This is a genomic window from Paroceanicella profunda, from assembly GCF_005887635.2.
Lineage (GTDB): Bacteria > Pseudomonadota > Alphaproteobacteria > Rhodobacterales > Rhodobacteraceae > Paroceanicella > Paroceanicella profunda.
On sequence record NZ_CP040818.1, the window covers coordinates 1650833 to 1673916 of the forward strand.

Sequence of the window (23084 nt, forward strand, 5' to 3'; positions counted from 1 at the left end):
AAATGGTCGCCCGCGCGGGCAGCGCGACCTGACACGGATTCACCTCATGGAACAAGTGCGCCCAGCCGCTGCCGTAGACGCCGATCCCGGCGTCGGTCTCGGCCATGAGCCCGGCGGTGCGGGTGAGGTAGGATTTCACGCGCGCCACGTCCACATCCGGGCCGACCACGCGAAAATCATCGGGCATGAAACAGTCGAACGCACCCCCGGACAACGGCAAGTCGCGGACCGCGGCCTTGGCGTCGGCAAGGCTTCAGGCGCTGTCGAGGCCGAAGCGGGCCAGCGGCAGTTCGATGAAGTCGAAGCCGGTCTCTGCCAGCAGGGCGGCGTTGCCGGCCGGGTGGCACCATCCGATACGCATCGCGGGGTCCTCATCCAAAGCTGACACCGATGCCGCCCAGCGGGCCGTAATCGGCGTGGATCACGTCGCCGGAGCGGATGTCGATGGGGCGGGTAAAGGACCCGCCCAGCACGATGTCGCCCGCCTTCAGCCCGTCGTCCTGCGCCGCGAGCTTGTTCACCAGCCAGGCGAGCCCCGCCGCCGGGTGCCCCATGACCCCCGCGGATAGGCCCGTCTCCTCGATGCAGCCGTTCTGCGACAGGGTGGCGCCGATCCAGCGCAGGTCGACGTCGAAGGGCCTGACCGGGCGCCCGCCCAGCACGATCGCACCATAGGCGGCGTTGTCTGCGATGGTGTCGACGATCTGGCGCGGAACCATCGTGCGGTAGTCGATGATCTCCAGCGCCGGGGTGACGTATTCGGTGGCGCGCAGCACGTCATGCACCTGGCAGCTCGCGCCCTTCAGGTCCTGCCTCATGACAAAGGCCAGCTCGACCTCGAGCCGGGGCTTGATGAAGGTGCCCGCCGCGATCCGTGCGCCGTCGCGGTAGAGCTGGTCGTCGAGGATCACGCCGTAATCCGGCTCGGTCATCTTCGATGCCTGCTGCATGGCACGGGAGGTCAGGCCGATCTTGCGCCCGACGTTCTTCGCCCCCTGTGCAATGCGCGCCTCGGCCCAGCGGCGTTGCACGTCGTAAGCGTCCTCCAGCGTCATGGCGGGCCAGGTGATGGAGGGCTGGACACAGACCTCGCGGGACTGTTCGGCCTTCAGGATGGCGGCGGCGGCGGCCTGGCGTTCGGTATCGCTCAGCATGGCGGTCTCACTTGATCGGAGGAATGGGAAGGCGGCTCTCGCCCGGTTCCAGCACCAGCGTGTGGTCAAGGCTGAACCACTGGCCGACGTCGCCATCCACGGGATGTGCCTCGTCATGGGCGACGAGGTCGCCCACCAGCGCGCGGGTCACGCCGAACTGCACATCCGTGTGCAGGTAATCGGTATCGTCGACATAGATTTGCGAGATCAACGTCTTGAACCCCGGTTTATGCGCCAGGACATGGACATGCGCCGGGCGGTAGGGGTGCCGCCCCTGCGCCTTCAGCAACTGTCCGACCGTCGTCGTCGTCGGGATCGGATAGCCTACAGGCCGCACCGAGCGGAAGCGCACCAGCCCATCCGCCCCGGTCACGAACTTGCCGCGCAGGTTGTACTCGGCCTGGCTGTCGTCCTGATTTTCATACAGACCGACCGGCGAGGCGTGCCAGATGTCGACTTCGAGGTCCGTGATCGGCTGTCCCGCCTTGTCGAGAAACCGGAAACACCCGTCGAGCCGCGGCCCGGGCGTCTCGGAGCGCAGGAGCGAGCCGCCCTGTTCAGTCATCGGATGGTTCAGCCGCCAGAACGGCCCCAGCAGCGATTGCGTCGTCTCGGTGCTGCCGTTGTCGCCGTTGTTCATCAGGCAGACCAGCGATGAGACACCCAGAGACCCGGCCATCAGCACGAACTCGTTGTGCCTGTCGTTCGACTGCTGACCCATGGTGTTCAACAGCCGCGTTGCCTGCTGGAACTCGGCCTCGGTCAGGCCGACATCGCGGACGAAGCCGTGCAGGTGGGCGACCAGAGACGTCATGATCTCGCGCAGGCGCGGATCGGTGGTTTGCGCCATGACCTGCTGGACGACAGGCGTGACCTCGTTCTGGTTGGCGATGATCGGCATGGTCGGCTCCTGTTACCGGCGCTTCAACTGGCAGATGCGGCGCACGCCCGCGGCATACCCTTCGAGGCCGAGACCCGCGATCACCCCGTCGGCGCGGCGCGAGACGTAGGAATGGTGACGGAAGGCCTCGCGCTTGTGGACCTGGCTGATATGGACCTCGATCACTGGCGGCTCGTAGGTGTTGAGCGCGTCGAGAATGGCGATCGAGGTATGGGTGAAGGCACCGGGATTGATGACGATGCCGCAGGTGGTTTCACGGGCGGCATGGATCAGGTCGATGAGAGCGCCCTCATGGTTCGACTGTTCCAGCCGGATGAAGAAGCCATCCTCACAGGCCTCGCCGCACAGGCGGGCCACGTCGTCGAGCGTCTCGTGCCCGTAGATCTGTGGCTGGCGTTTGCCCAGCAGGTTCAGATTCGGGCCGTTCAGAACCAGAATATCGCGGGGGGTGTCGGGCATCTACAGGTCTCTCAGAAGGGCCGCCGTGGCGGTGTGGATGGCGCGGGCGCGGCTCAGCGGGTCGCGCGGATCGGAGGCATTCGGCAGTTCGACCGAGATCACGGTGTCGGGGGGCAGGACGCGCAGGGTGTCGCGCAGCGGCAGGGCCCCTTCGCCGGGCAGCAGGCGGCCGCCGCGCGCCTCGGCCAGCAGGGCTTCGCTCCCCTTCGGGGCGGTTGCCGGCGCGTCGCAGACCTGGACGGACCGGACCAGCCCAGGCGGCATCCGCGCGATATCGTCAGGCGTGCCGCCGCAGCGCGCGTGGTGCAGCATGTCAACGAGATAGCCCGCGTTGGCAGCGCCCGCGTCGGCGATCAGCGCCAGGCAGGCGGCAGGGGTGTTCACGCCGCGCCACGTCATGCACTCGACATCCATGGCCAGGCCATGCTCGGCTGCCAGCGTACAGACGCGGGCAAAGCGCTCAGGCAGCGCGGGAAACAGGTCGGCGCAGGTGTTCACCCGGCGTGCGCCCAGTCGCGCCGCCGCATCCAGCGCGGGGACCAGGGATTCCGGGTCGAAGCCTTCGTCGATCACCACGGTTTCGATGTCGTAAAGGCCGATGCCCTCCCCCGCCATGACAGAGCCGAGTTCCGCCAGCCCCGCCGCATCGGGCAGCCAGTGCGGCAGGCCCGGGGCGACGGGATGGAACCGCAGGCCGACAAAGCCGAACCCCGACGCCCGCGCCAGCCGCACCAGTTCGACGGGGGAATGGTCGAGAAAGGTGAAATGGCCCAGCCCGATCCGGCTGTCGAAACGGGTGGACGGGGTCACTCCGGCACCTCCGGCAGGTCGGCGCCGATCAGGCGGCGCAGGTTGTCGGTCGACCGCGTGATATGGCCGGTCAGAAGCGCGCAGGCATCGTCCGCGCGGCGCTCCACCGTCGCATGGGCGATGGCGGTATGTTCGTCGATCACCTCGCGCTGGATCGCGGTGGCCTGCAGGTAGATGTGGCGGTAACGGTCGTTCAGGGCGACCAGCTGATGGTACATCTTCATCAGCAGGGGCATGTCGCAGCGCGCGATCAGCGTCTCGTGAAAGGCGTTGTTGGCGGCCTCCCACTGCGCGAGGCTGGCCGGATCGCCGGGCACGCGCAGGGTGCGGTTCAGCCGATGCAGCGCGCCCATCACCGCGGATTCCCACTCCAGCCCGCCGTTGGCGATGGCGCGGCGCAGGGCGTAGGGCTCCAGCTCGATGCGCAGGGCTGCGACTTCGTCGAGGTTCGCCACCGAGATCGGCGTGACGGTGTAGCCCTTCATGGCCTGCGATTCCACGAGGCCTGTCATCACCAGCCGGTTCACCGCCTCGCGCAGCGGCGTGAGCCCCACGCCCATGGTGTCGCGCAGGCGGTCCAGATTCAGCTTGTCCCCCGGCTTCAGCAATCCGTGCAGGATGTCATGACGCAGCCGCGACTCGATGTCTTCGGCACGGGTGCGGCGTTCCGGGCTGATGTCCAGGGGTCGTGGCATGGGGCGATCCTCTCCTCGTGCCTCAATAGCCTGGCAGAATGATCGATGTGTAGATTAAAAAGGCACTATAACACAAATCACCGATTATCATGGACAGGAAAGACGATCCGTTTGGGGGCTCTGGCACTGACGGGGGTGGAGATGCCCTTCGGCCCCGGAAAAGGGAGGAAATCTATGACCTGCAATCTGGCGCGCCGCGCTCTGATGGCCGCCACCGCAAGCCTTGCCCTCGCCCGTCAAGGTCGCGCCAAGCGTGTCGCTGCGGATGGGCATGACAGGCGGCTATGGGCTGAAACCTGCAGGCCCCGCCGTCTCGTTATCAATGCCGTTGGCATCATAAAATCGCTGCTTGAACCGGTGTCACGTCAAGGACAGCTATCTTGCCAGAATGGCCGATAGTTCTCGAATGCCTGTGCTCTGCCGGACTCCAGCATCAGATGGAGGAATGATCGGGAGGCAGAACAGAGCTAGCCTTGGACGCTGCTGCCCATCGCGACCCGGTTGCGCCCGCCGCTTTTCGCCTGGTAGAGGGCGGTGTCGGCTATGTGCAGGAGCCTCTCGTGCTGGCCGGCCGCGCCGCCGTTCACCGCGATGCCGGCGCTGATGCTTACCGAGACGCGGGTGCCGCCCGGCAACAGGATCTGGTGCGCCTCGATACGCGTGCGCATCCGCTCGGCGATCGCATGGGCCTCCGTCTCGCGCACGTCGCGGAGCAGGAGCGCGAACTCTTCTCCGCCGTAACGGAACACTCGGTCCTGCGCGCGGGCGGTCTCTGCGATCTGGCGGCTGATCTCGCGCAGAACCTCGTCTCCGGCCGGGTGGCCGTGTGCGTCGTTCACCCGCTTGAAGTGGTCCACGTCCACCAGCACCACGGCGAAGGAGCCGCCTGTGGCCTGCGCACGGTCCGCTTCGCTCGCGAGGGCGCGGTTGAACTCGCGGCGGTTGCCAAGCCCGGTCAGATCGTCCGTACCTGCCAGCGCGCGCAGCTCGCTCTCCTGCTCCGCCACGCGCCCGGCGAGCGTGTTGAACGCTCCGGCCACCGCGGCCAACTCGGGCGGGATCTGCACGTCGATACGTCCTCCTCGCTCGCCACTGGCCATGCGCATTGCGCCCGCAACCAGCTCATCCGTGCTTGCCTTCAATGCCCGGTTTATGACGCGGGCTCCGGCGAAGGTGAGGAGCACGGTGAGCAGGGAGGCAACACCGGCTCCGATCTCGAGTGCCCGGATGGCCTCCAGGGCGGCGGCGTGGCTGTCTTCGTTCTCCCGGCGCAGTTCGGTGAGCACGTCTTCCAGCCGCAGCGCGACGCCGACTACCACTTCCTCGAAGCGCAAGAGGGCGGCGTCTGCGCTGCCCGGATTGCCGGGAGAGACAGCGGCAGAGCTGGCTATCACTTCCTCCCACTGCTGGCGCGCTCCCTGCAGGATAGGTGAATACTGGCCAAAATCCTCGGCCGCGCGTTCAAGTTCCACCAGATGCGTCGCAATCTGGCGCTCGATATCCTCCATGCTACGCCTGAGGGCAGTGTCGCCTGTCTCGGCATAGTCGTTTACTGCCACCGACAGGTCCCAGAGCTTGCCCTGAAGCTTCTCCAAGGGCAGCATTATGCGGTGTTGAGCGTGGATCACCTGCCGGAACGGCTCGGCGACGGTGTCCTGGAAGATGAAATAGCCGGACGCCATGCACAGATAGAGCGGAGCGACGGCCAGTAGAACTCCCGCTGCGATCCAGGTTCTGAGGGACGCATTCTGAAGACGTGCAAACATTCTCTCACTCGGACTCGAGGGGCGTGGAGTCCGAGTTCTAAAGCGGCTGAGCAGGCAACGCCACAGTTGCGGGGCGGTGCGGCTCCTCTGTCGCGCTGCCGTTCTTGCCGGAATCCTTAGGCGGGCTCGCTTGGATGTCGCGCGAGAAGATACCGCCGGCTTTGGGACGCGGGCGGCCGCATCGATGATTTGGCGGGTGAGGGGCATGGCGAAGGAGATGGTGGCGGTGAGAGGGAAGAAGCTTCGGAGGTGCCGTGGCGTCGTAACGCGAGAGGCTCATCGGCGCGCTAAGCTGGTGTTACGCAATGGCGGCTTTCACCACCGCAAAGGCTCGCCGCCATGTTGAAGGTATTGCCAAAATCGCCGTGTCTGGCAGACCCGTCCCGCCCACCACCTTCCGATATTGCCGTTGAATACATTGGCATATTTCGGAAAGTGAGCCGCGCGAGGCTGGCGCATTCCGAATGCACCCGAGGCCGGCGTTCGCGGCGGGGCCCTTCTCAGATCACACCGTTGTCTCGATGCGGCGGGCAGGTCCGGGTGATGCCGGACGGGCAGCCCCCGGGCGTGGCGGCACGCGGAGGGGGCGACCGGGCTGCGGTGTTCAGCCGGCCCGAAGGCCGAAGCGCGCGGCGGCGGTCCGGAGTGACAGGTGCGGCGCCAGGGTCGTCCGTGCGCGCTCCATCTCCTCCCACAGGCCGACGTCCGGCAATGAGGGGATCGTCACCGTTTCGCCGAGGTCGAAGCCCGCAAGGGCCGCATCGACCAGCTCCGCCGCCTCCATCAACATCTCCGGGTCGATCGCGTTCAGGCTGATGCCCGCGCGATCGAAGATCTCGGTGCGGGTGAGCCCGGGCAGCACGGCTTGCAGCCTGACATTGCAGGCGCTCAGGTCTGCGGCCAGCGCCTGGGTCATCCCGAGGACGAAGGCCTTGCTGGCGACATAGCTCGCGTTGAAGTGCTCGGGCATCAGCGCGACGGCTGACGAGATGTTGATGATCGCGCCGTTCCGGCGGGTCGCGAAGGTCTGGGCCGCGGCGGCGGTGAGATCATGGAGCGCGACCACATTCAGGTCCACCAGTTCCGAGAGGTCCGCCAGCTCCGAGCCCAGGAACGACCCCCGCGGGGCGACACCGGCGGAGTTGACCAGCATCGTCACGCCGCCGCCGTTCATCAGGTGCCGGGTCACCCCGGCTATGCCTTCGGCCGTGCGCAGGTCGGCGGGCTGCGTTTCGACGCGCACCCCGTGGTCGCCGGAAATGCGGGCGGCAAGGCCGGACAGGCGCTCGGCATTCCGGGCCACGAGGAGCAGGTCATACCCCCGCTGCGCCAGGCGATCCGCATAGATCGCTCCGATGCCGGAGGATGCGCCGGTGACGAGAGCCGTGCCCATGGTCATGTCTTTCTCCTTCTCGCGCCGGTTCGCCGGAGGCGGGATCCTGTCGCGCGGCATGGTTGTCGCCGGGGGAGGGCGCCCGGCGCGCGCGAGGCGCCCGGTCCGGCGCTGGCGGTGCCGGACGGGCCGGGGGCGCCGGGCGCGGCCCTTCCCGCCCGGGCCGAGGGTCTCAGCCCTGCACGAAGGCCAGGAGGTCCGCGTTGATCACGTCGGCATTGGTCGTGCACATGCCGTGGCCGAACCCCTCGTAGGTTCTGAGCTCGCCCCGCTTCAGCAGCTTCGCGGACAGCGGCGCCGAGGCCGCGTAGGGCACGATCTGGTCGTCATCGCCATGCATGACCAGCACCGGCACGTCGATCGCCTTCAGGTCCTCGGTGAAGTCGGTTTCCGAAAACGCCTTGATGCAGTCGTAATGGGCCTTCGTGCCGCCCATCATGCCCTGCCGCCACCAGTTCCGGATGACGCCCTGGCTGATCTCCGCGCCCGGACGGTTGTAGCCGTAGAACGGCCCGGAGGGCACATCGAGAAAGAACTGCGCCCGGTTCGCCGCATGTGCGGCGCGAAACCCGTCGAACACCTCGCGCGGCAGGCCGCCGGGGTTCGCATCGGTCTTGAGCATGAGGGGAGGCACCGCGCCGATGAGCACGGCCTTCGCCACGCGCCCGGGTTTCGCGCGCGCCACGTAGCGCGCCACCTCGCCGCCGCCGGTGGAATGGCCGATGTGCACGGCGCCCTTCAGGTCCAGCGCGTCGGTGAGCGCGGCGACATCGGCGGCGTAGGTGTCCATCTCGTTGCCGGTGTCGGTCTGCGAGGAGCGGCCGTGGCCCCTGCGGTCGTGCGCGATGACGCGAAAGCCCTTGTTGAGGAAGAACATCATCTGCGTGTCCCAGTCATCCGCCGTGAGCGGCCAACCATGGTGGAACACCAGCGCCTGCGCGTCGCGGGGGCCCCAGTCCTTGTAGAAGATCTCGGTGCCGTCGGCGGTGGTGAGATAGCCCATGTCGATGAACTCCTGCTGGGTCTCGGTTTGTGAAAGGCTGCCGCGCGGAACCGTCAGCAGGACGCAGGCGGACGCTCCCATCAGCATCGCTTCGCGCCGGGTGACAGGGCGGATCGTGGGGCCGGTCGACATCATGTGCATCCTTGCTCCGCGCAGGGTCAGGCGGGGACGAAGCGATAGGCGGACTTCCAGCGGTCGATGAACCCGGGCCCCGGATGGCTCCAGTGATAGCCGAGCACCTGAAGTCGCTCCGTGGCCGCCCGGTCCAGCAGGCGCTTGCGGGTTGCGAGCGCAAGCTCGGCATCGGTGTCGAAGCCGAACCGCCAGCCGGGGTTCTCGAGGAAAATGATGTCGCTGGTGCAGGCATCGCCGACGATCAGCAGCGGCTCGGGGCCGTCCAGTTCGACCGAGACGTGGCCGGGCGTATGCCCCGGGGTCGCGGTGATGCGCATGCCGGGCAGGATTTCATCCCCCGGAAGGAGGCGGGTCAGGCGGTCTTCCACGGCGAAGAGATCGCGCTGCGCGCCAAGGGCAAAGTCGTGCAGGGCCGGGGCCCTGCGGGAGGCGAAGTTGCGATCCGTCCAGAAATCCCACTCGTCGCGCGCGATGTAGTACTGCGCGTTGGGAAACAGGAGCTGGCCGTCAGCCAGGGTCGTCCCGCCGGAATGGTCCGGATGGGCATGGGTGAAGACAACCTTGGTGATCGCCTCCCGCATCACCCCGGCTGCCGCCAGGTTCTGCGCCAGCCGGCCGGCGCTGCTCTGGAAATACCCCCCCGCGCCAGTGTCGATCAGCACGAGATCGTCTCCGGCGCGGATCAGGGGCACGTTTGCCGCGACCGGGGCCGACACGGCGTTGCCCTTCAGCCGCGTGAGCAGTGCCTGCCGCGCCTCTTCGTCCGCATCCGGCATCAGGATGTCGCCGGTCAGGGTCAGGTAGCCGTCGCTGAAGACGCGGACACTGAACCGGCCGTGCGTGACATGCGGGGCGGCATCGGCCGCGAAGGCTCCCCGGGGCAGGGCAAAGGGAAGGGTTGCAGCCAGTCCGGCGAGCATGTCGCGCCGGGTGAGGAGGGAAAGGGTTTCGTGTCGCGTGGTCATCGGTGCCTCCGTCCGCTCTCGTGGCGGTACGCGGAAACCATGCTGCCGATGAGGGCCTGGGGCGAGTTAAGCGTCGCAAAATCGTGCAAATCCACGCTGCGCCCTGCGGCGACGGAGGGTCAGTCCGCCGGGTCGATGAGCTGCGCCAGGTCGGCTCTCGCCCGCCGTTCCCAGGCCAGCGCGCCGTCTGCCGTCGCGGCGTCGATCGCGGAGCGCAGCAGCTCGGCGCAGCGGGCCCGCGCGTCGGTGCGCCCTCCGGCCAGCAGAACCCGGCTCCTGACCCGCAGGAGCTCCGCAAGGCACCACCGTTCCCCGGAGGCCGCGCAGGATGCCTGGGCTTCGTCCAGCTCCCGCAGCGCCTCGGGCCCGCGACCCAGCGCGCAAAGTGCCTGCGCCTGCACGGACCTGAAGTAGGTGTGAAACAGGGTGGACCCGGCGGTGTCCAGCGCCGCGACGCTGCGGCTCATCAGCTCGAGACAGCGGGCGGGCTCTTCGCGATGCAGGTGCAGCACGGCCTCGAAACAGTCCGCGTAATGCTCCCAGACGGTCAGGGCCAGACCGCGGGCCTGCCGGCGAAGCTGCGCGATGAGCTGCTCCGACAGCTCGAGCCGGCCCGACAGAAGCGCCACGAGGCAGGCCGCCTCCGCGAGGTAGTTGGCCAGCGACAGGTCATGCCCCGCGTCCGAGGCGCGGCGGATCGTGTCGTCCAGCAGGTCCAGCGCCGCGCTCTCCTCGCCCATGATCCAGAGGTTCCGGGTAACCATCACCTGGGCGGACACGCGTTGGTCGAACTGAAAGCGGATCGCCGAGGCGGGGGAGGCAAGGGCGGCATAGCCCGTCAGCATCCTGCGGAGGTGATCCTGCGATTCCGTGAAGCGGCCGAGCCAGTGCAGCGTCGCTCCCACCAGCCGCAGGCCGACGACCTGGTTCACCGGGTCGGGCGAGGTTTCGGCGCGCGCGCGAAAATCTTCCGCCAACCGCAGGGCCTGCAGGGGCCGGGAACGGTTGACCGCATCGACCCAGAGCGCCCAGAGCGCGCGCAGCTGGTAGTCCACGTCCCCCAGCTCCTTCGCGAGCGAAAGCGCGGTGTGCGCGGCCGTCACATCCTCCTCCGGGCGACAGGCCGAGCGCATTTGCGGCCAGACACGCGTGGCGTGAAGCTGCATGCGGCTCCGCTCGTCCAGCCCCGGATGATCGTCGAGAAAGGCCGTGCCCCAGCAGACATGCGTGAGGCATTCGTGGAGCAGCGACAGGCTGAGGAACAGCGGAACGGAGGCCACCGTGAGGGCAACCCCGCGCGCGGGATCCAGCGTCCTGCACCAGGCGAGGGCGATGCGCAGGTTCGGCAGCAGCTCCGCAAGATGAGGCGCGTTCCCCGCGAAGGGCCGGACCGCTTCGGCGGCTTCAAGCGCCCCGATCAGGAACTCCGTCAGCCCCCGCATGGCGACATCGAAGCGCCCCGCATCCGCGAGCTTCTCGGCGCCGTAGTGACGCGTCATCTCGAGCAGGCGATAGCGGGTCCGCGCCGTCTGCCTGTCCGCGACGAGGAGGGACTTGGAGACCAGCTCGTGCAGCACGTCATCGGACAGGTCGCTGAGCACGCCGCACGCCGTGGCGAAGGAGAACCAGCCCCGCAGAACGGAGAGGTGCTGCAACGCCCTCTGCTGTTCGGCGGTGAGGGCGTCATAGCTCCAGTCCAGCGTTGCCCGGAGCGTGCGGTGCCGGGGCACGGCGGCCCGCCGGCCGTGCGTCAGCAGGCGAAACCCCTCCGTCAGCGAGGCGGACAGCTCACCCAGGCTCACCGATTCCAGGCGTGCGGCGGCAAGTTCGATGGCCAGCGGGATACCGTCGAGCCTCTGGCAGATCTCGGCGACAAGCCGCGCGCGCTCCCCGCTCAGGTCCATGTCCCCGACCTGGGCCGCGGCCCGCTCCGCGAAAAGCTGCATCGCCGAGGTGGGCGCGACGGTTTCCGGAGCGATGTCGGGCGGCGGCAGGTCGAGCGGCGGAAGGCGGAACAGGCGTTCTGTGGCAACACGCAGCGGCTCGCGGCTGGTGGCGATGATGGTCAGGAGCGGCACCCGCTCGCGCAGCATTTCCACCAGTGCGGCCACGTCGTCGACGACATGCTCGCAACTGTCGAGGACAAGGATGCTGTCCTGCCCGGTCAGCGCGGCGACAAGGGTCTCGAGGTTGTCCGGATCGTTCGACGGCAGGCCGAGTGCCGTCGCCAGGCTCGATCTGAGCAGCGTGCCGGAACTCAGTTCGGCAAAGTCGATCCAGAGCACCCGTGAGCGTGCCTCCAGGGCGGCGATCACGGCCCTGACGACGGTCGTCTTTCCGATGCCGCCCGGCCCGACCACCGTGACCATCCTGCCCGGGATCAGCCCGGCGATTGCCGCGATCGCGTCGCGCCGGCCGATAATGCCGTCGGCGGAGCCCGGCGCCGGCCCGGGCGGGGGCAGAGTCGCGGGCCGGACCGCGCCGACGAAGCGATACCCCCGCCCGGGGCTGTTGACGATGTATCCGGGCTGGCCGCGGGTCTCGCCGAGCGCCTTGCGGATGGCCGACACATGAACACGCAAGTTCGACTGGTCCACGAATGTCGCAGGCCAGGCGTGGGCAAGTATCTCCTCGTTGCTGCAGAGCTTTCCGGGGCTGCGCAGCAGAAGCGACAGAATGTCGGTGGCCCGGCTGCCCAACGGAACGGCGCTGCCATCCCTGGTCAGGGCCTGGCTGACCGGGTTGAAGGTGAACGGTCCGAAGCGATATTCGTCCAATTCCGTCCCTGGCGCTCTCCGCGCTGCGATCGCTCCCGATCCCGGGTCACACCCCTGAACGCGTTCTGAACCGGTGACCCGGTTCCATGGCAATCCGCGAAACCGGGATCCTCTCGCAGCGCGATTCGCAGTCATGGCAAGTTCTGTTCCGCGGAAATTCTGCCATCATTGCCGGCATCTGGCCAGAATTCCGGGACGTCGACCGCGCCCCTGGGCGCCTGCTGCGCCGAAAGCACCGGCATCGGAGGTGGAAGTCCCGTCCTGGTCCTCCCGGCCGGAGGCGGGTGTCGCACGCCGCCGGTCCGGCCCACCCGCCGCCGCGGGAGGTTGGGCGCGCGGGCATCTCCGCCGGGCATCGGGATGAGCGGGCGCTTCCGGCCGCAGCTTCCGCACCGGATGAGGCGGGCCGAAACCGGCAACCCGGCGCATGCCCGCGCCGCCGATCCTGCCGCGCCGGCGGGTGCTTCCGGGGCGCGACGGGGTGTTGCGGCCGGTCTCCATGGCGCCGGAATCGGGGCCCCGGCGCGCGACGCGGGGTGCGCAGTGTCGGCGGTCCGCCTGCGTTCCGTCCGCCCGTTCGTCTTGACTTCAGAAGGTAGTCTTTCGGGATTTTTCCGGAATCCGGAAGAATACATCCGAAGGAATATCGAAGTGATTTGCGAAATTGCGGGATATTTCTGGGATCAGGTGGCCCCGCGTGGTAATTTCACCTCAGAGAAATCTGCATGGTCCGGGCGGGGCGCGCGATGTCTGCGCTCCGAACATTCGGAGGGGCGAAGCACTGTGCTGTCGGGAGTGTCCGGCCCCGCGCGGGCGATCTGATCTGTGAGGACCCGTGGCTGAAACCGCTCACGCAGGAGGGCCGGCTGCAGAACCTCATCGCTCCCTCGGGCCGGAGCCCTGTTGGCACCCGCGCCATGCGCGCCGTGGCGTGGGCGGTTGCGGCCGGTCCCCGGCGCCCACGAGAGCGGGTCCCGGCCGGCCCGCAGGCAGCCGGGATCCCGGCTCGCGCCCGGAGGCTGTCCACGCCGACCCCGCGCCGCGGGACATCGCCCGGCCCTGGGCCGCGCCCCGCGGGGGCGCCTGCACGATCCGGGCGCGCGGCATCCGGTCTTCCCGGCTGCCCCGCCTGACGCATCCCCTCCAGACCTCACGAGGCCCTGACATGACCCTCTCTCACGCAGACACCCGCCGCCCGTGGTCGCCCCTCGCCCTCGCGGCCACGCTCCTGCTCGCGCCGGCGCTGCCCGCCGTGGCACAGGACAATGCCGCGCAGGCGAACAACCCGCTGGCAGACACCACGGCGCTCAATTTCCAGAACCAGTACACAGGCGATCTCACCGGAACGGACGACGACGCGAACCAGTTCTACCTGCGCTATGCCCGGCCGTTCGACGCCCTCGGCGGAAACTGGCTGATGCGCGCCACCCTGCCGGTGAACAGCTTTCCCGACGGCACCGGCGGCACGGAGACCGGCCTGGGCGATTTCAACATCTTCGCGGCCTACCTGTTCGACACCGGCAACCCGGCGGTGAGCTTCGGCTTCGGCCCGCAGCTCACCCTCCCCACGGCGTCGGACGATGCGCTGGGCTCGGAGAAATGGTCGCTCGGCTTCGCCAACGTGCTGTTCAACGCCTCCAGCCCGGTGTTCCAGTGGGGCTACCTGCTCACCTGGCAGGCCAGCATCGCGGGCGAGGACGACCGGGCCGACGTGAACCTCGGCGCCTTCCAGCCGTTCGGGTTCTACCAGCTGGGAGCGGGATGGTACCTGCGCTCGGCAGCGGTCTGGACCTATGATTTCGAGACCGACGCCTACGCCATTCCCATCGGTCTCGGCGCCGGCAAGGTAATCAGGCTCGAGAACGCGGTGATGAACGTTTTCGTGGAGCCGCAGTACACCGTGGCGCACAAGGGTGTCGGCCAGCCGGAATGGGGCGTGTTCGGCGGCGTGAACTTCCAGTTCTGACCGCGCCCCCGCACGCGGAGGGGCCACAGTTCTGTCAGCGGGCCGCGCCCCCCGCCGGGGCCGCACCTCAATTCCCGCGCGCCATTGCGTCACGCACCGGTGTCGCCCGCCTCACGCCGGCGGAGCGACAGGCCGCGGTGGCGCGGTCTCTGGCGCTGCTCCCGGCGGGGCCCCGGCGGCAGGGATGTCCGTCTCCACGAGCAGGGCCGCGCACCGGACGGCCGGTACCGAGGGCGGTGCGGATGCGGGGGCGAGGGCGTGGCCGATCGGTGCGCTGCGCGGCACCGGGCCGGGGCTTCGGCCGGGCGCCGCGTTGCGCGGTCGGGGCCTGGGGGAGAGGGCTTCGGCAGGCCTGACCGGACCGCTGAAGACGCAGAAGGCTGCGGCGGGGCCGGGCACCGGGGAGGCGCAGAACGGTCCTGTCCGCGTCAGAGGCCGTCTCGCTCCCGGGGCAGCAGGCACCGTGGCCCCGCACCGGAGGCCGCCATGCCCTGCTCGTCTGCGCAGGGCATGGGGCGGAAGCCCCCCGCGCCACGGGCGCTCCGCGCGGTTGCGCGAGGGGCGCGGCTTCCGGGTGCGGGGCCTGGTCACGCGCCTGGTCACAGGGCAAGGGCGCCGCGATTGCGTGTCGTGCGGGCCGCCGGCGGGGAGTGTCCCGCCGGCGGCGTGGGTCAGAACCTCCAGTTCAGGCGCAGGGAGCCTGCGTGGCCGGTGTAGCCGTTGCCGAAGGCGCCGTCGTAGCGGACACCGACATTGAGCTGCTCCGCGGCGAACAGCTCGACGCCCGCGCTCACCCGGCCGGAGGCTTTCGACAGCGCCACGTCGCTCGCGAAGCTGCCCGCGCCGGCCGCGGCCCCGGTGAAGCGGGCCGTGGCGCCATAGGTGTCGGCGCTCGAGAGGCTGAGGCCCGCCGTTGCCCAGGCCACCATCGTGGTGCTTTCCCCCAGCGCGAAGCGGTGGGCGAGCGAGAGCGAGGGCGTGGCGCGCAGCGCGGTCTCGTCGCTGTCGTCCACCGTGAGGCCCAGCTCGCCCGCGCCCCGCTCTGAGTAGCCCTCCGCGGCGGCGTAGATCACGTCCACGTCGAGCGCCGGGGTCACCATCGTCCGGCCGACGGCGAAGCCGTAGGCCGCGCGCGCCCGCAGGCCGAGGGACCAGCTGGTGTAGTCGGCCAGCGCGCTGCGGGTGCCGTCGGGCATGCTCACCTTGCGCTCCAGGTCGTGCCAGCCGAAGCTGCCGCTCGCCGCCAGCGACACGGCGAAATCGCCGTAGGCCCTGGTGGCGGAGGCGCCGATGGTGAAGGTGTCGCCATCGGTGTCGGCGGAGGTGAGGTCGCCGTCGAACTGCGAGTGCTCGTAGCCGATGGCGATGCCGGCGGTGGTGTCGGGGCCCACCGGCGCCTGGAAGCCCAGCGTGGTGGTGAAGAGCGCGGCGTCATAGCCGATGGCGCCGGACTGGCTGTCCTGGCTGAGCGACCGGCCGGAGCTCTCCGCGATCACGCAGCCCTCGCCCGCCCCGGTGCCCGAGGCGCGCTCCCAGGGGGTCTGCCCGCAGCCCAGCAGGGTGTCGAAGCGGCTCTGGGACAGCTCGATATTGGCCGCGGCCGCGGCGAGCGAGGCGCCGGGCGAGAGCTCGGTGAGGAAGCGCCCGAAGGAGCTCTCGTCCGCGGTCACCGCCGTGTCCAGCAGGCCGAAGGTCTGGCCGTAGGTGGCGTCGGAAGCCTCGAAGATGCCCTCGAGGTAGGCGCCGAGGCTGAGCTGCTGGGCCGTCAGGCCGAAGCGCGCCTGGTCGAACTCCGCCGTCGCCGGCCCCACCGAGAGCGTGCCGCCGACATAGGACTGGGCGTAGGTGAACAGCTCCGAGCGCACGGTGTCGAACTGCCCCGTGGAGGTGCCGGCCACCGAAAGCACGTCGACAGTCGTGCCCTTGAGCACCGTGCGCGGCGCGATGGTGAGCGCGCCGCCGAAGGAGGCGTCCCCCCCGATGATCAGCGCGTCGCCGCGCAGGCCGAGGAAGTCCACCGCCGCCACGGTTTCGCCGGCGCCGGTCTGGGTGAAGTCCCCGGCGATGGCGAGGCTGTCGATGCTGTTGCGGCTGCCGATTTCCAGCGTGCCCGCGTTCACCACGTCCGCGTCGTAGCGCGTGGCGCCGGTGAGCAGGCCGCCCCTGGCATTGGTGAGGGTGAGCGCCGCGGTATGTCCGGAGACTGCCCCGGCACCGGCTCCTGCACCCGCTCCGGCACCCGCTCCGGCTCCGGCACCGGAGGCGGCCCCGGCCCCGGAAGCGGCGCCGGGGGTCGCCCGGGCGAGGGCGGTGACCGCCGTCGCGGGGGCCACGGCGTCGCCCAGGCTGTCGCCCAGGTCGAGGAAGGTGTTGCCGTTGGCATATGCGCCCACGACGTCGCCGTGGATGTGGCCCGCGTTCGTCACGGAGAGGGCGGAGTTCGCGTCCGAGGATTCGCCGAGGTAGTAGACCGCCGCGGCCGCACTGTCGGTGGTGCCGATGTAGCCGCCGGCGGCCACGCTGAGCGTGTTCTGCGCGTTGCCGCCGTGCAGCAGCACGCCGTAGCCCTGCGCGCCCGTGCCGCCGGTCACGCTGCCGGCCACGCTCACGACGAGCTTCTGGCTGGCGGCCGGGTTCGGCAGCAGATCCCCCAGGCTCTGGGCGAAGATGCCCACGGAGTTGCGCCCGGTGGCCGAGATCGTGGTGCCGGCCGCGCTGCTCACGGTGACCGTGCCGGCGGCGTTCAACTCGCCGTCGGAATTCCTGATGGTGGAGGTCTTGCCGGCGAAGTTCACCCCGGTGCCGAGGCCGCCGAGCCCGCCGCCCCCGGCGATGGACTGGGCGATCACGCCGTAGGCGCCGTCTCCGCTGGTGGACAGGTTGTCCTGCACGTTCACGGTCACCGCGCCGCTGCTGCCGTCGGCGAAGTTGCCGCCATAGGTGGTGTCGGTGTCGAACACGTCCAGGGTGATGCCGTCGGCGAAGGAGATGTCGCCGCCGATGCCGCCGCCGCCGCCGATGGATTGCGCCACGATGCCGTGCGCGCCGGTGCCCGTGGTGGAGAGCGCGCCGTTGTTGGCCTGCAGCGTGACGCTCACGTCGCCCGCATCGGCCGAGATGGTTCCGTACGCGCCGAGGGTGAGCGCGCCCAGCGTGCCGCCGCCGGTGGAGAGCACGCCGCCGCCGTTGGAAATCGACTGCGCGAGGATGCCGATCGCCCGGTCACCCCGGGTGCCCGACACGCCGTTGAAGCCCATGGCTACGGTCACGTCGCCCGAAGCGCCGCCGAAGCCGTCATCGGTGGAGCTGCCCAGCCGGGCGTCGCCGCCAGCGGTGGTGAGCCGCGCCACGCCGCCGCCCCCCCCGATGGATTGCGCCACGATGGCGTGCGCGTCGTCGCCCTGGGTGGTCATGGCGATGTAGTTGGCCACCTGCACCGTGCTGCCGGTGCTGCCATTGGAATTCTCCGGTGAGCCGGTGCCCATCTGCACCCGGGCGCTGGCGCCGGCCGTGGCATCGGAGACGAGACCGCCGCCGCCGCCGATGGACTGGGCGAGCAGCGCGTAGGCGCCGTCGCCGGAGGTGTAGACGTTCGCGCCGCCCTCGTTGCCGCTGAGCGTCACGCTCACGCCCTGGCCGCGCAGGGTGTTCCCGGTGCCCGAGACGGTGCCGAGGGTGACATCGGCCGTGCGGGCCCCGCTGCCGGCCGTGCGGGCGGCCATGTCCGCGATGCCGCCGCCGCCGCCCAGGCTCTGGACCACCATGGCATCCGCGTAGTCGCCTTCGGTGGTGATGTTGCCGTAGAGGGTTGCCGCGGCCGCGGCGCCGCTGCCCGAGGACTGGCTGGCGCCCAGCACCACCGGCGTGTCGACCGTGGGGCCGTCCGCCCCCGCCGCGATGCCGCTGTAGAGGCCGCCGCCGGCGCCGATCGACTGGCCGATGAGCCCGCGGGAAAAGTCGCCGGCGGTGTGCACCGTGGGGGTGGTGCCGCTGCCGTGCAGGGTGACCGCGACATCGTTGGCGCTGCCGATGGTATGGTTGCTGCCGCCCAGGGTGACGGGGATCTCGCCGCCGTCGAGGGCTGTGTCGCTCAGCGCGCCGGCCACGAAGCCGCCGCCGCCGCCGAGCGACTGGACGAGAATGCCGTGCGCGGCCGCCCCGGTGGTGGTGATGCGCGATGCCGAGGCCAGGGAGACGGACACCGCCGCCGTGGTGTCCCGCATGTCCTGCGTGACGCCCGAGCCGCCCAGGGCGACACCGGTGATGCCGTTCACCGCCGCCAGCCCGCCGCCGCCGGAGATCGACTGCGCGATGAGCCCCGCCGCGCCGTCGCCCGTGGTGGAGATGCCGAAATCGGCGTCCATGCTCACCGAGCCGCCGTTGCCGTTCGAGGCGGAGCTGCCCTTGGAGGCGCCGAGGGCGATGTCCACGTCGTAGGAATTCGGCACCGTGCCGGGGGTGGAGAGCTCGACGGAGTTTCCGGTCGCATCGGCGCCGCCGCCGGCACCGATGGACTGGGCGACCACGCCGTGGGCAAAGTCTCCCGTGGTGGTCACGCTCACGCTGTCGGAGGCGCCGCCCAGGGTGATGGTGCCGCCGTTGCCGAAGATGCCGGGCTGGCCGGCGATGTTGTCCCAGGAGGGGATCTCGGCGCAGAGGTCGTCGGGGGTGAGTTCGGCGTCCGAGCCGGTGATGTCGGCCAGCGCCGTTCCGACCCAGCCGCCGCCCACGTTGAGCTTCTTGCACACCGAGCGCGAGCCGTCGCCGCCCAGGCCGCCGCCGCCGCCGATGCTCTGGAGCAGCAGGCCGGTGGAGGCGAAGCCCTGCGTCTGCACCCGGCCGCCGCTCAGCCGCGCGGTGATGGTGCCGCCGTCGCCGCCCGCACCGCCGGAGCCGCCTACGGCGACGAAGCTGCGCAGCAGCGAGATCGAGGTGTTCACGTTGCCCGCGCCGCCCGAACCGCCGCCGCCGCCGATGCTCTGGGCCACCAGCCCCTCGGAGAAGTCGCCGTAGGTGGCGATGGTGCCGGAGAGGTCGAGCCCGCTCTTGCTGCCGCCGCCGATGGCCCCGCCATCGCCGCCCGCGCCGCCCTTGCCGCCCACGGCGAGGCGGATGTCGAGCAGCTGCTTGGCGTCTTCCTTGATCTCGTTCACTTCCTTGATGTAGCCGCTCTCGTCCGCGCCCACGCCGCCGACGGACCCGCCCAGGCCGCCGCCGCCGCCGATGCTCTGCAGCAGCACGCCGTCGGAATCCGCGCCATAGGTGGCCACGAGCCCGGCAAGGTCGACATCCGCAATGGTGCCGCCGAACCCGCCGGCCGAGCCATTGCGCCCGATCGAGAGGTTCACGCCGGCCGGCAGGAAGCTCGCTCCCAGCCCGACCGTGGCGCCCTGCGAGGCGCCGCCGCCGCCGCCCACCGTGTGCAGGAGCACGCCGCGGGAGGCCGCGCCATGGGTGGTGACCGTGGAAAAGGCCGATTGCGCATAGCTCAGCGCGCCGCCGTTGCCGCCAGCGCCGCCGGTGCCGCCGATCCCCGCGGTGAAGTTGAGCGAGATCTTCACCGGCTTCTCCTCGCCGCCTTCGCCCCCTTCGCCGCCCTCTCCTCCGTCACCGCCTTCGCCGCCTTCGCCGCTCTCCCCGCCGCTGCCGCCGCCGGGGATCTCGAGGTTGAACTTCTCCGCGCTGCCGGTGCCGCCCGCGCCACCGCCGCCGCCGATGGAGCCGAGGTGCACGCCGTTGGAGAAATCGCCGTAGGTGGTGATGTAGGATCCGTCGGCGAGCACGGCCGAGCCCTTGCCGCCGTTGCCGCCGGTGCCCGAGTTGCCGCCCACGCCGATGTTCACCGTGAAGGTGAGGCTGCTCTCACTGGTGGCGGGCAGGGTGAACATGGCACCGGAGGCGCCCGCGTCCCCGCCCGAGCCGCCGCCGCCGCCCACCGAGAGCACCAGCAGGCCGGTGGAGCCGTCGGAATGGGTGGTGATGTCCTGGTCCACCAGCCGGGCCCGCGCGGTGCCGCCATGGCCGCCGCCGCTGCCGGAGCCGCCGATGGCGAGGCTGATCTCGCCGTCGGCCTGCGGTTCGTCCACGGGCACCGTGAAGGTGATGGCCTTCGAGGTGGCCGAGCCGCCGGAGCCGCCGCCGCCACCCACGGAGAGCGCCATCGCGCCGATGGAATCCGTGACCGTGAGGTCGGAGGCGTCGCCGGTGGAGATGGAACCTCCGCCGAGGTCCAGCGTCGCGGTGCCGCCGTTGCCGCCATTGGCGCCCCGTCCGCCCACCGCGACGGCGGAGGCGAAGCCGACCGAGGTGTCGAAGCTCGACGCGGAGCCGCCGGAGCCGCCGCCGCCGCCCACCGAGAGTGCCATCGCGCCCACCGCGTGGCTGCCCGTGGTGACGATGCCCGAGCGTTCGGAGACCACGGTGGCCGCGTCGCCGGCGCCGGCCGTTTCCCCGCCACCGGCGATGGCGAAGGAGCCCAGCGAGAAGCCCACCGCACTCGCGTCGCCGCCCGAACCGCCGCCGCCGCCCACCGACATCGCCATCACGCCATGCGCGTTGGTGCCGGCGGTGGTGACCCGGGCGCCGGAGGCGAGCTCGGCGATGGCCTCACCGCCATCGCCGCCGGCGCCGCCGTCGCCGCCCACGCCCACCGCGGGGATCGACCCGGCGCTGAGCGCGAAGACCGAGCCGCCGTCACCGCCGCCGCCGCCGACGGACTGCACCTGGATGCCGTAGGCATAATCGCCCAGCGTGGTGAGGGTGGCGCCGTCGCGCAGCGAGGCCATCGCGGCGTTCGCCTTCGGGCTGGAGCCGCCCTGGCCGCCCACGGCCACCACGCCGCTGTCGGTGGCCACGCGGCCGCCGCCGCCGCTGATGGACTGGACCTGGATGCCCACGGCGGAGACGCCGCTGGTGCTCACGTCGCCGGTCTGGAACACCGAGACATCGCCGCTGTGCGCCCCGGCGCCCGCATCGCCCGAGACGGTGATGATGCCGCCGCTGTCGGCCACGTTGCCGCCGCCGCCGCCGATGGACTGGGCGAGGATGCCGCTGGAATACTTGCCCGTGGTGGTGACGGAGGTGGCGTTGTTGGCCAGGATGTCCCCGCCGTCGCCGCCGTCTGCCGCGGTGCCGGTGCTGGTGCCGAACAGCACGAAGGAGCCGCCGGCATTGCCGCCCGCCCCGCCGAGCGACTGCAGCAGCACGCCCTCGGAATTCGCTCCGGTGGTGGTGATGGCGCCGCCGATGCTCACGCCGGTGGCGCTGCCCACGCCATTGCCGAAAGTCACCGTGCCGGCGTCGCCGCCGGTGCCGGCGTAGGCGGTGTTGAAATCGGCGAAGCCGGAGGAGGACTGCTGCATGCCGCCGTCGCCGCCCTGGCTGAGCAGCACCACGCCGTCGGCATCCGCGCCGGTGGTGCGGATCGTGCCGTTCACCCCGCCCGTCACGTCATGCCCGCCGCCGGCATTGGCGCCGTAGCCGTCATTCACGCCCTCGCCGCCGTCGCCGCCGAGGGAGGCGGCGTAGATGCCGGTCATGTTCGCCTGCGACGTCGTCACGCTGCCGGAGGAAAACACGTTCACCGCGCCGCCCTGGCCGCCGAGGCCGCCGCGCTGGTCGGTGGTGTTGGTGATGGTGTTGGCGGATTCCCCGCCCGCCCCGCCGGAGGAGATCGCCACGATGCCGCCGGAGACGGCGTCCCCGTCTGCGAGGTCGCCGGTGAGGCTGGCCGTCACGGCAGCGGTGTTGGTGACGGTGACGGTTCCGCCGCTGCCGGCGTTGGCGCCGTTGCGGTCTCCGTCATCGGAATATTCCCCATAGCCGGCGATGGAATTGGCCGCGATGCCGCGCACGCCCTGGTCGAAGGCCGCCGACCCCCTGCGCGCGGCGCTGACGGTGACCTGCCCGCCCACGCTCATGGTCACCGACTGGGCATTGCCGCCCGCGGCGCCGTTGTCCACGCCCACGCCGCCGACCGATTCCGCGCCCACGCCCCAGGCGAAGCCCGAGGTGGTGACGGTGACGGAGACCGTTCCGCTGTGGTCCAGGGTCACGGCCCCGCCGGCGCCGCCGTCGCCGCCCTTCTGGGCGTAGGTGGCGTCCTTGTCCTGCCTGCCGCCGGTGCCGCCGATGGCCGCGCCGTAGACGCCCACGGCGCCGTTCTCCGGCGTGCCCCGCACGGTGACATTCGCGGTGTTGGTGAGGTTCACCGAGCCGCCCGCCCCGCCCTGGCCGCCGTCGCCGCCGCCGATCACGGTGCTGTCGGCGTTTGCGCCGGCGCCGCCGCGGGCGTAGCCGTAGATGCCGAAGGCCGCGCCGGTGTCGTCCGCCACGCCGTGGCCGCCGTCATCCGAGCCCGTGGGCGAGGTGGAGCCGCCCAGGTCGACCGTGCCCTGGTTCTCGATCACCAGCGCGGGGCCGCCGTAGCCCGCGTAGCCGTTGCCCTTGCTGGAGGAGCCGCTGCCGTAACCGCCGTAGATCTGCAGGCGCAGCGCGTAGCTGCTGAGGTCGGACGCGTCGAGGCTGGCGGAATTGTTCACCGTGTAGCGCACGGGCGGCGCGATGTTGGCGCTGCCGGAACTGTAGACGTTCACGGCGTCGGCCGTGCCCGCGGCCACCGTGCAGGTCTGCGTCGCGCCGGAACTGGGCGTGGGGCAGGCCGCCGTCTGGGCGAGGCCGGGCAGCGCGCCGAGGGAGAGCGCCGAGCCGGAGAGCAGCGCCCGGAGCAGCACGCGCCGGCCCTGGCCTGCTGCGAGGAAGCGGGAGAACGCGTGGAGGTCTGACATCTGGGGGGTACTCGCTGAACTGGCCGCGGCTGAGGCGGGATCTCGTGGCGGAGAAGGGAGAGGCGGAGCGGGCTCAGCCGATCCGGAGCGGTGCAAGTGGAAAATCCCGCGCCCGGAGCGGCGTGCTCCCCAACGCCGCCGTCCGCAGCGGCCTCCCTGAAGAACAGGGCGAAGTGTGGCGAAATATGGCGCAAATATGGCAGGGTGAGTACATGTTCACATCTTCCACTGTCTCGGAACGCTACAAAACTTGTTCGTGTTAATTCATATTTTA

12 protein-coding genes are annotated in these 23084 nt (G+C 70.4%); 1 reads left to right on the plus strand and 11 read right to left on the minus strand.

The genetic code is table 11. The features are described from left to right. Positions 1 to 371: 371 nt before the first annotated feature. The 10 genes from hpaH to FDP22_RS07505 all read right to left on the minus strand — a co-directional run bounded on the left by hpaH (position 372) and on the right by FDP22_RS07505 (position 12058). The gene (gene hpaH / locus FDP22_RS07460; RefSeq protein ID WP_138572309.1) at positions 372 to 1154 is read right to left on the minus strand and encodes a 2-oxo-hept-4-ene-1,7-dioate hydratase; all 783 of its coding nucleotides are present in this window, start codon (positions 1152 to 1154) and stop codon (positions 372 to 374) included. Between the two features lie 7 nt (positions 1155 to 1161). Further along, the gene (locus FDP22_RS07465) at positions 1162 to 2055 is read right to left on the minus strand and encodes a dioxygenase family protein (RefSeq protein WP_138572308.1); all 894 of its coding nucleotides are present in this window, start codon (positions 2053 to 2055) and stop codon (positions 1162 to 1164) included. Between the two features lie 12 nt (positions 2056 to 2067). Further along, positions 2068 to 2514 (minus strand): type II 3-dehydroquinate dehydratase, encoded by a 447-nt coding sequence (gene aroQ / locus FDP22_RS07470; protein WP_138572307.1) that lies wholly within the window; start codon positions 2512 to 2514, stop codon positions 2068 to 2070. Beyond that, complete coding sequence (locus FDP22_RS07475) at positions 2515 to 3324, minus strand: sugar phosphate isomerase/epimerase family protein (protein ID WP_170317625.1); 810 nt, start codon at positions 3322 to 3324, stop codon at positions 2515 to 2517. It abuts the gene before it with no gap. Further along, entirely contained in the window at positions 3321 to 4019 is a 699-nt protein-coding gene (locus tag FDP22_RS07480) for a GntR family transcriptional regulator (protein ID WP_138572305.1), read from the minus strand. The genes FDP22_RS07475 and FDP22_RS07480 overlap by 4 nt, the downstream gene beginning before the upstream one ends. A gap of 467 nt (positions 4020 to 4486) precedes the next feature. Then, the gene (locus tag FDP22_RS07485; RefSeq protein ID WP_170317626.1) at positions 4487 to 5785 is read right to left on the minus strand and encodes a GGDEF domain-containing protein; all 1299 of its coding nucleotides are present in this window, start codon (positions 5783 to 5785) and stop codon (positions 4487 to 4489) included. A gap of 604 nt (positions 5786 to 6389) precedes the next feature. Then, positions 6390 to 7184, minus strand: a complete 795-nt coding sequence (locus tag FDP22_RS07490; RefSeq protein ID WP_138572303.1) for an SDR family NAD(P)-dependent oxidoreductase — start codon at positions 7182 to 7184, stop codon at positions 6390 to 6392. A gap of 166 nt (positions 7185 to 7350) precedes the next feature. Next, positions 7351 to 8316: an alpha/beta fold hydrolase gene (locus tag FDP22_RS07495; protein ID WP_239031897.1), complete on the minus strand. Its 966-nt coding sequence runs from the start codon at positions 8314 to 8316 to the stop codon at positions 7351 to 7353. Between the two features lie 23 nt (positions 8317 to 8339). Beyond that, on the minus strand, positions 8340 to 9281 hold the full coding sequence (locus tag FDP22_RS07500) for an MBL fold metallo-hydrolase (RefSeq protein ID WP_138572301.1): 942 nt from the start codon (positions 9279 to 9281) through the stop codon (positions 8340 to 8342). Between the two features lie 119 nt (positions 9282 to 9400). Then, positions 9401 to 12058, minus strand: coding sequence for an ATP-binding protein (locus FDP22_RS07505; protein ID WP_170317627.1), 2658 nt, complete (start codon positions 12056 to 12058; stop codon positions 9401 to 9403). A 1165-nt stretch (positions 12059 to 13223) separates the two neighbouring features. Between FDP22_RS07505 and FDP22_RS07510 the strand changes: the two genes are divergently transcribed. After that, positions 13224 to 14024: a hypothetical protein gene (locus tag FDP22_RS07510; protein ID WP_205910852.1), complete on the plus strand. Its 801-nt coding sequence runs from the start codon at positions 13224 to 13226 to the stop codon at positions 14022 to 14024. 671 nt (positions 14025 to 14695) lie between these two features. Here FDP22_RS07510 and FDP22_RS07515 read toward each other — a convergent pair. After that, entirely contained in the window at positions 14696 to 22810 is an 8115-nt protein-coding gene (locus FDP22_RS07515; protein WP_138572299.1) for an autotransporter outer membrane beta-barrel domain-containing protein, read from the minus strand. Positions 22811 to 23084: the final 274 nt, after the last annotated feature.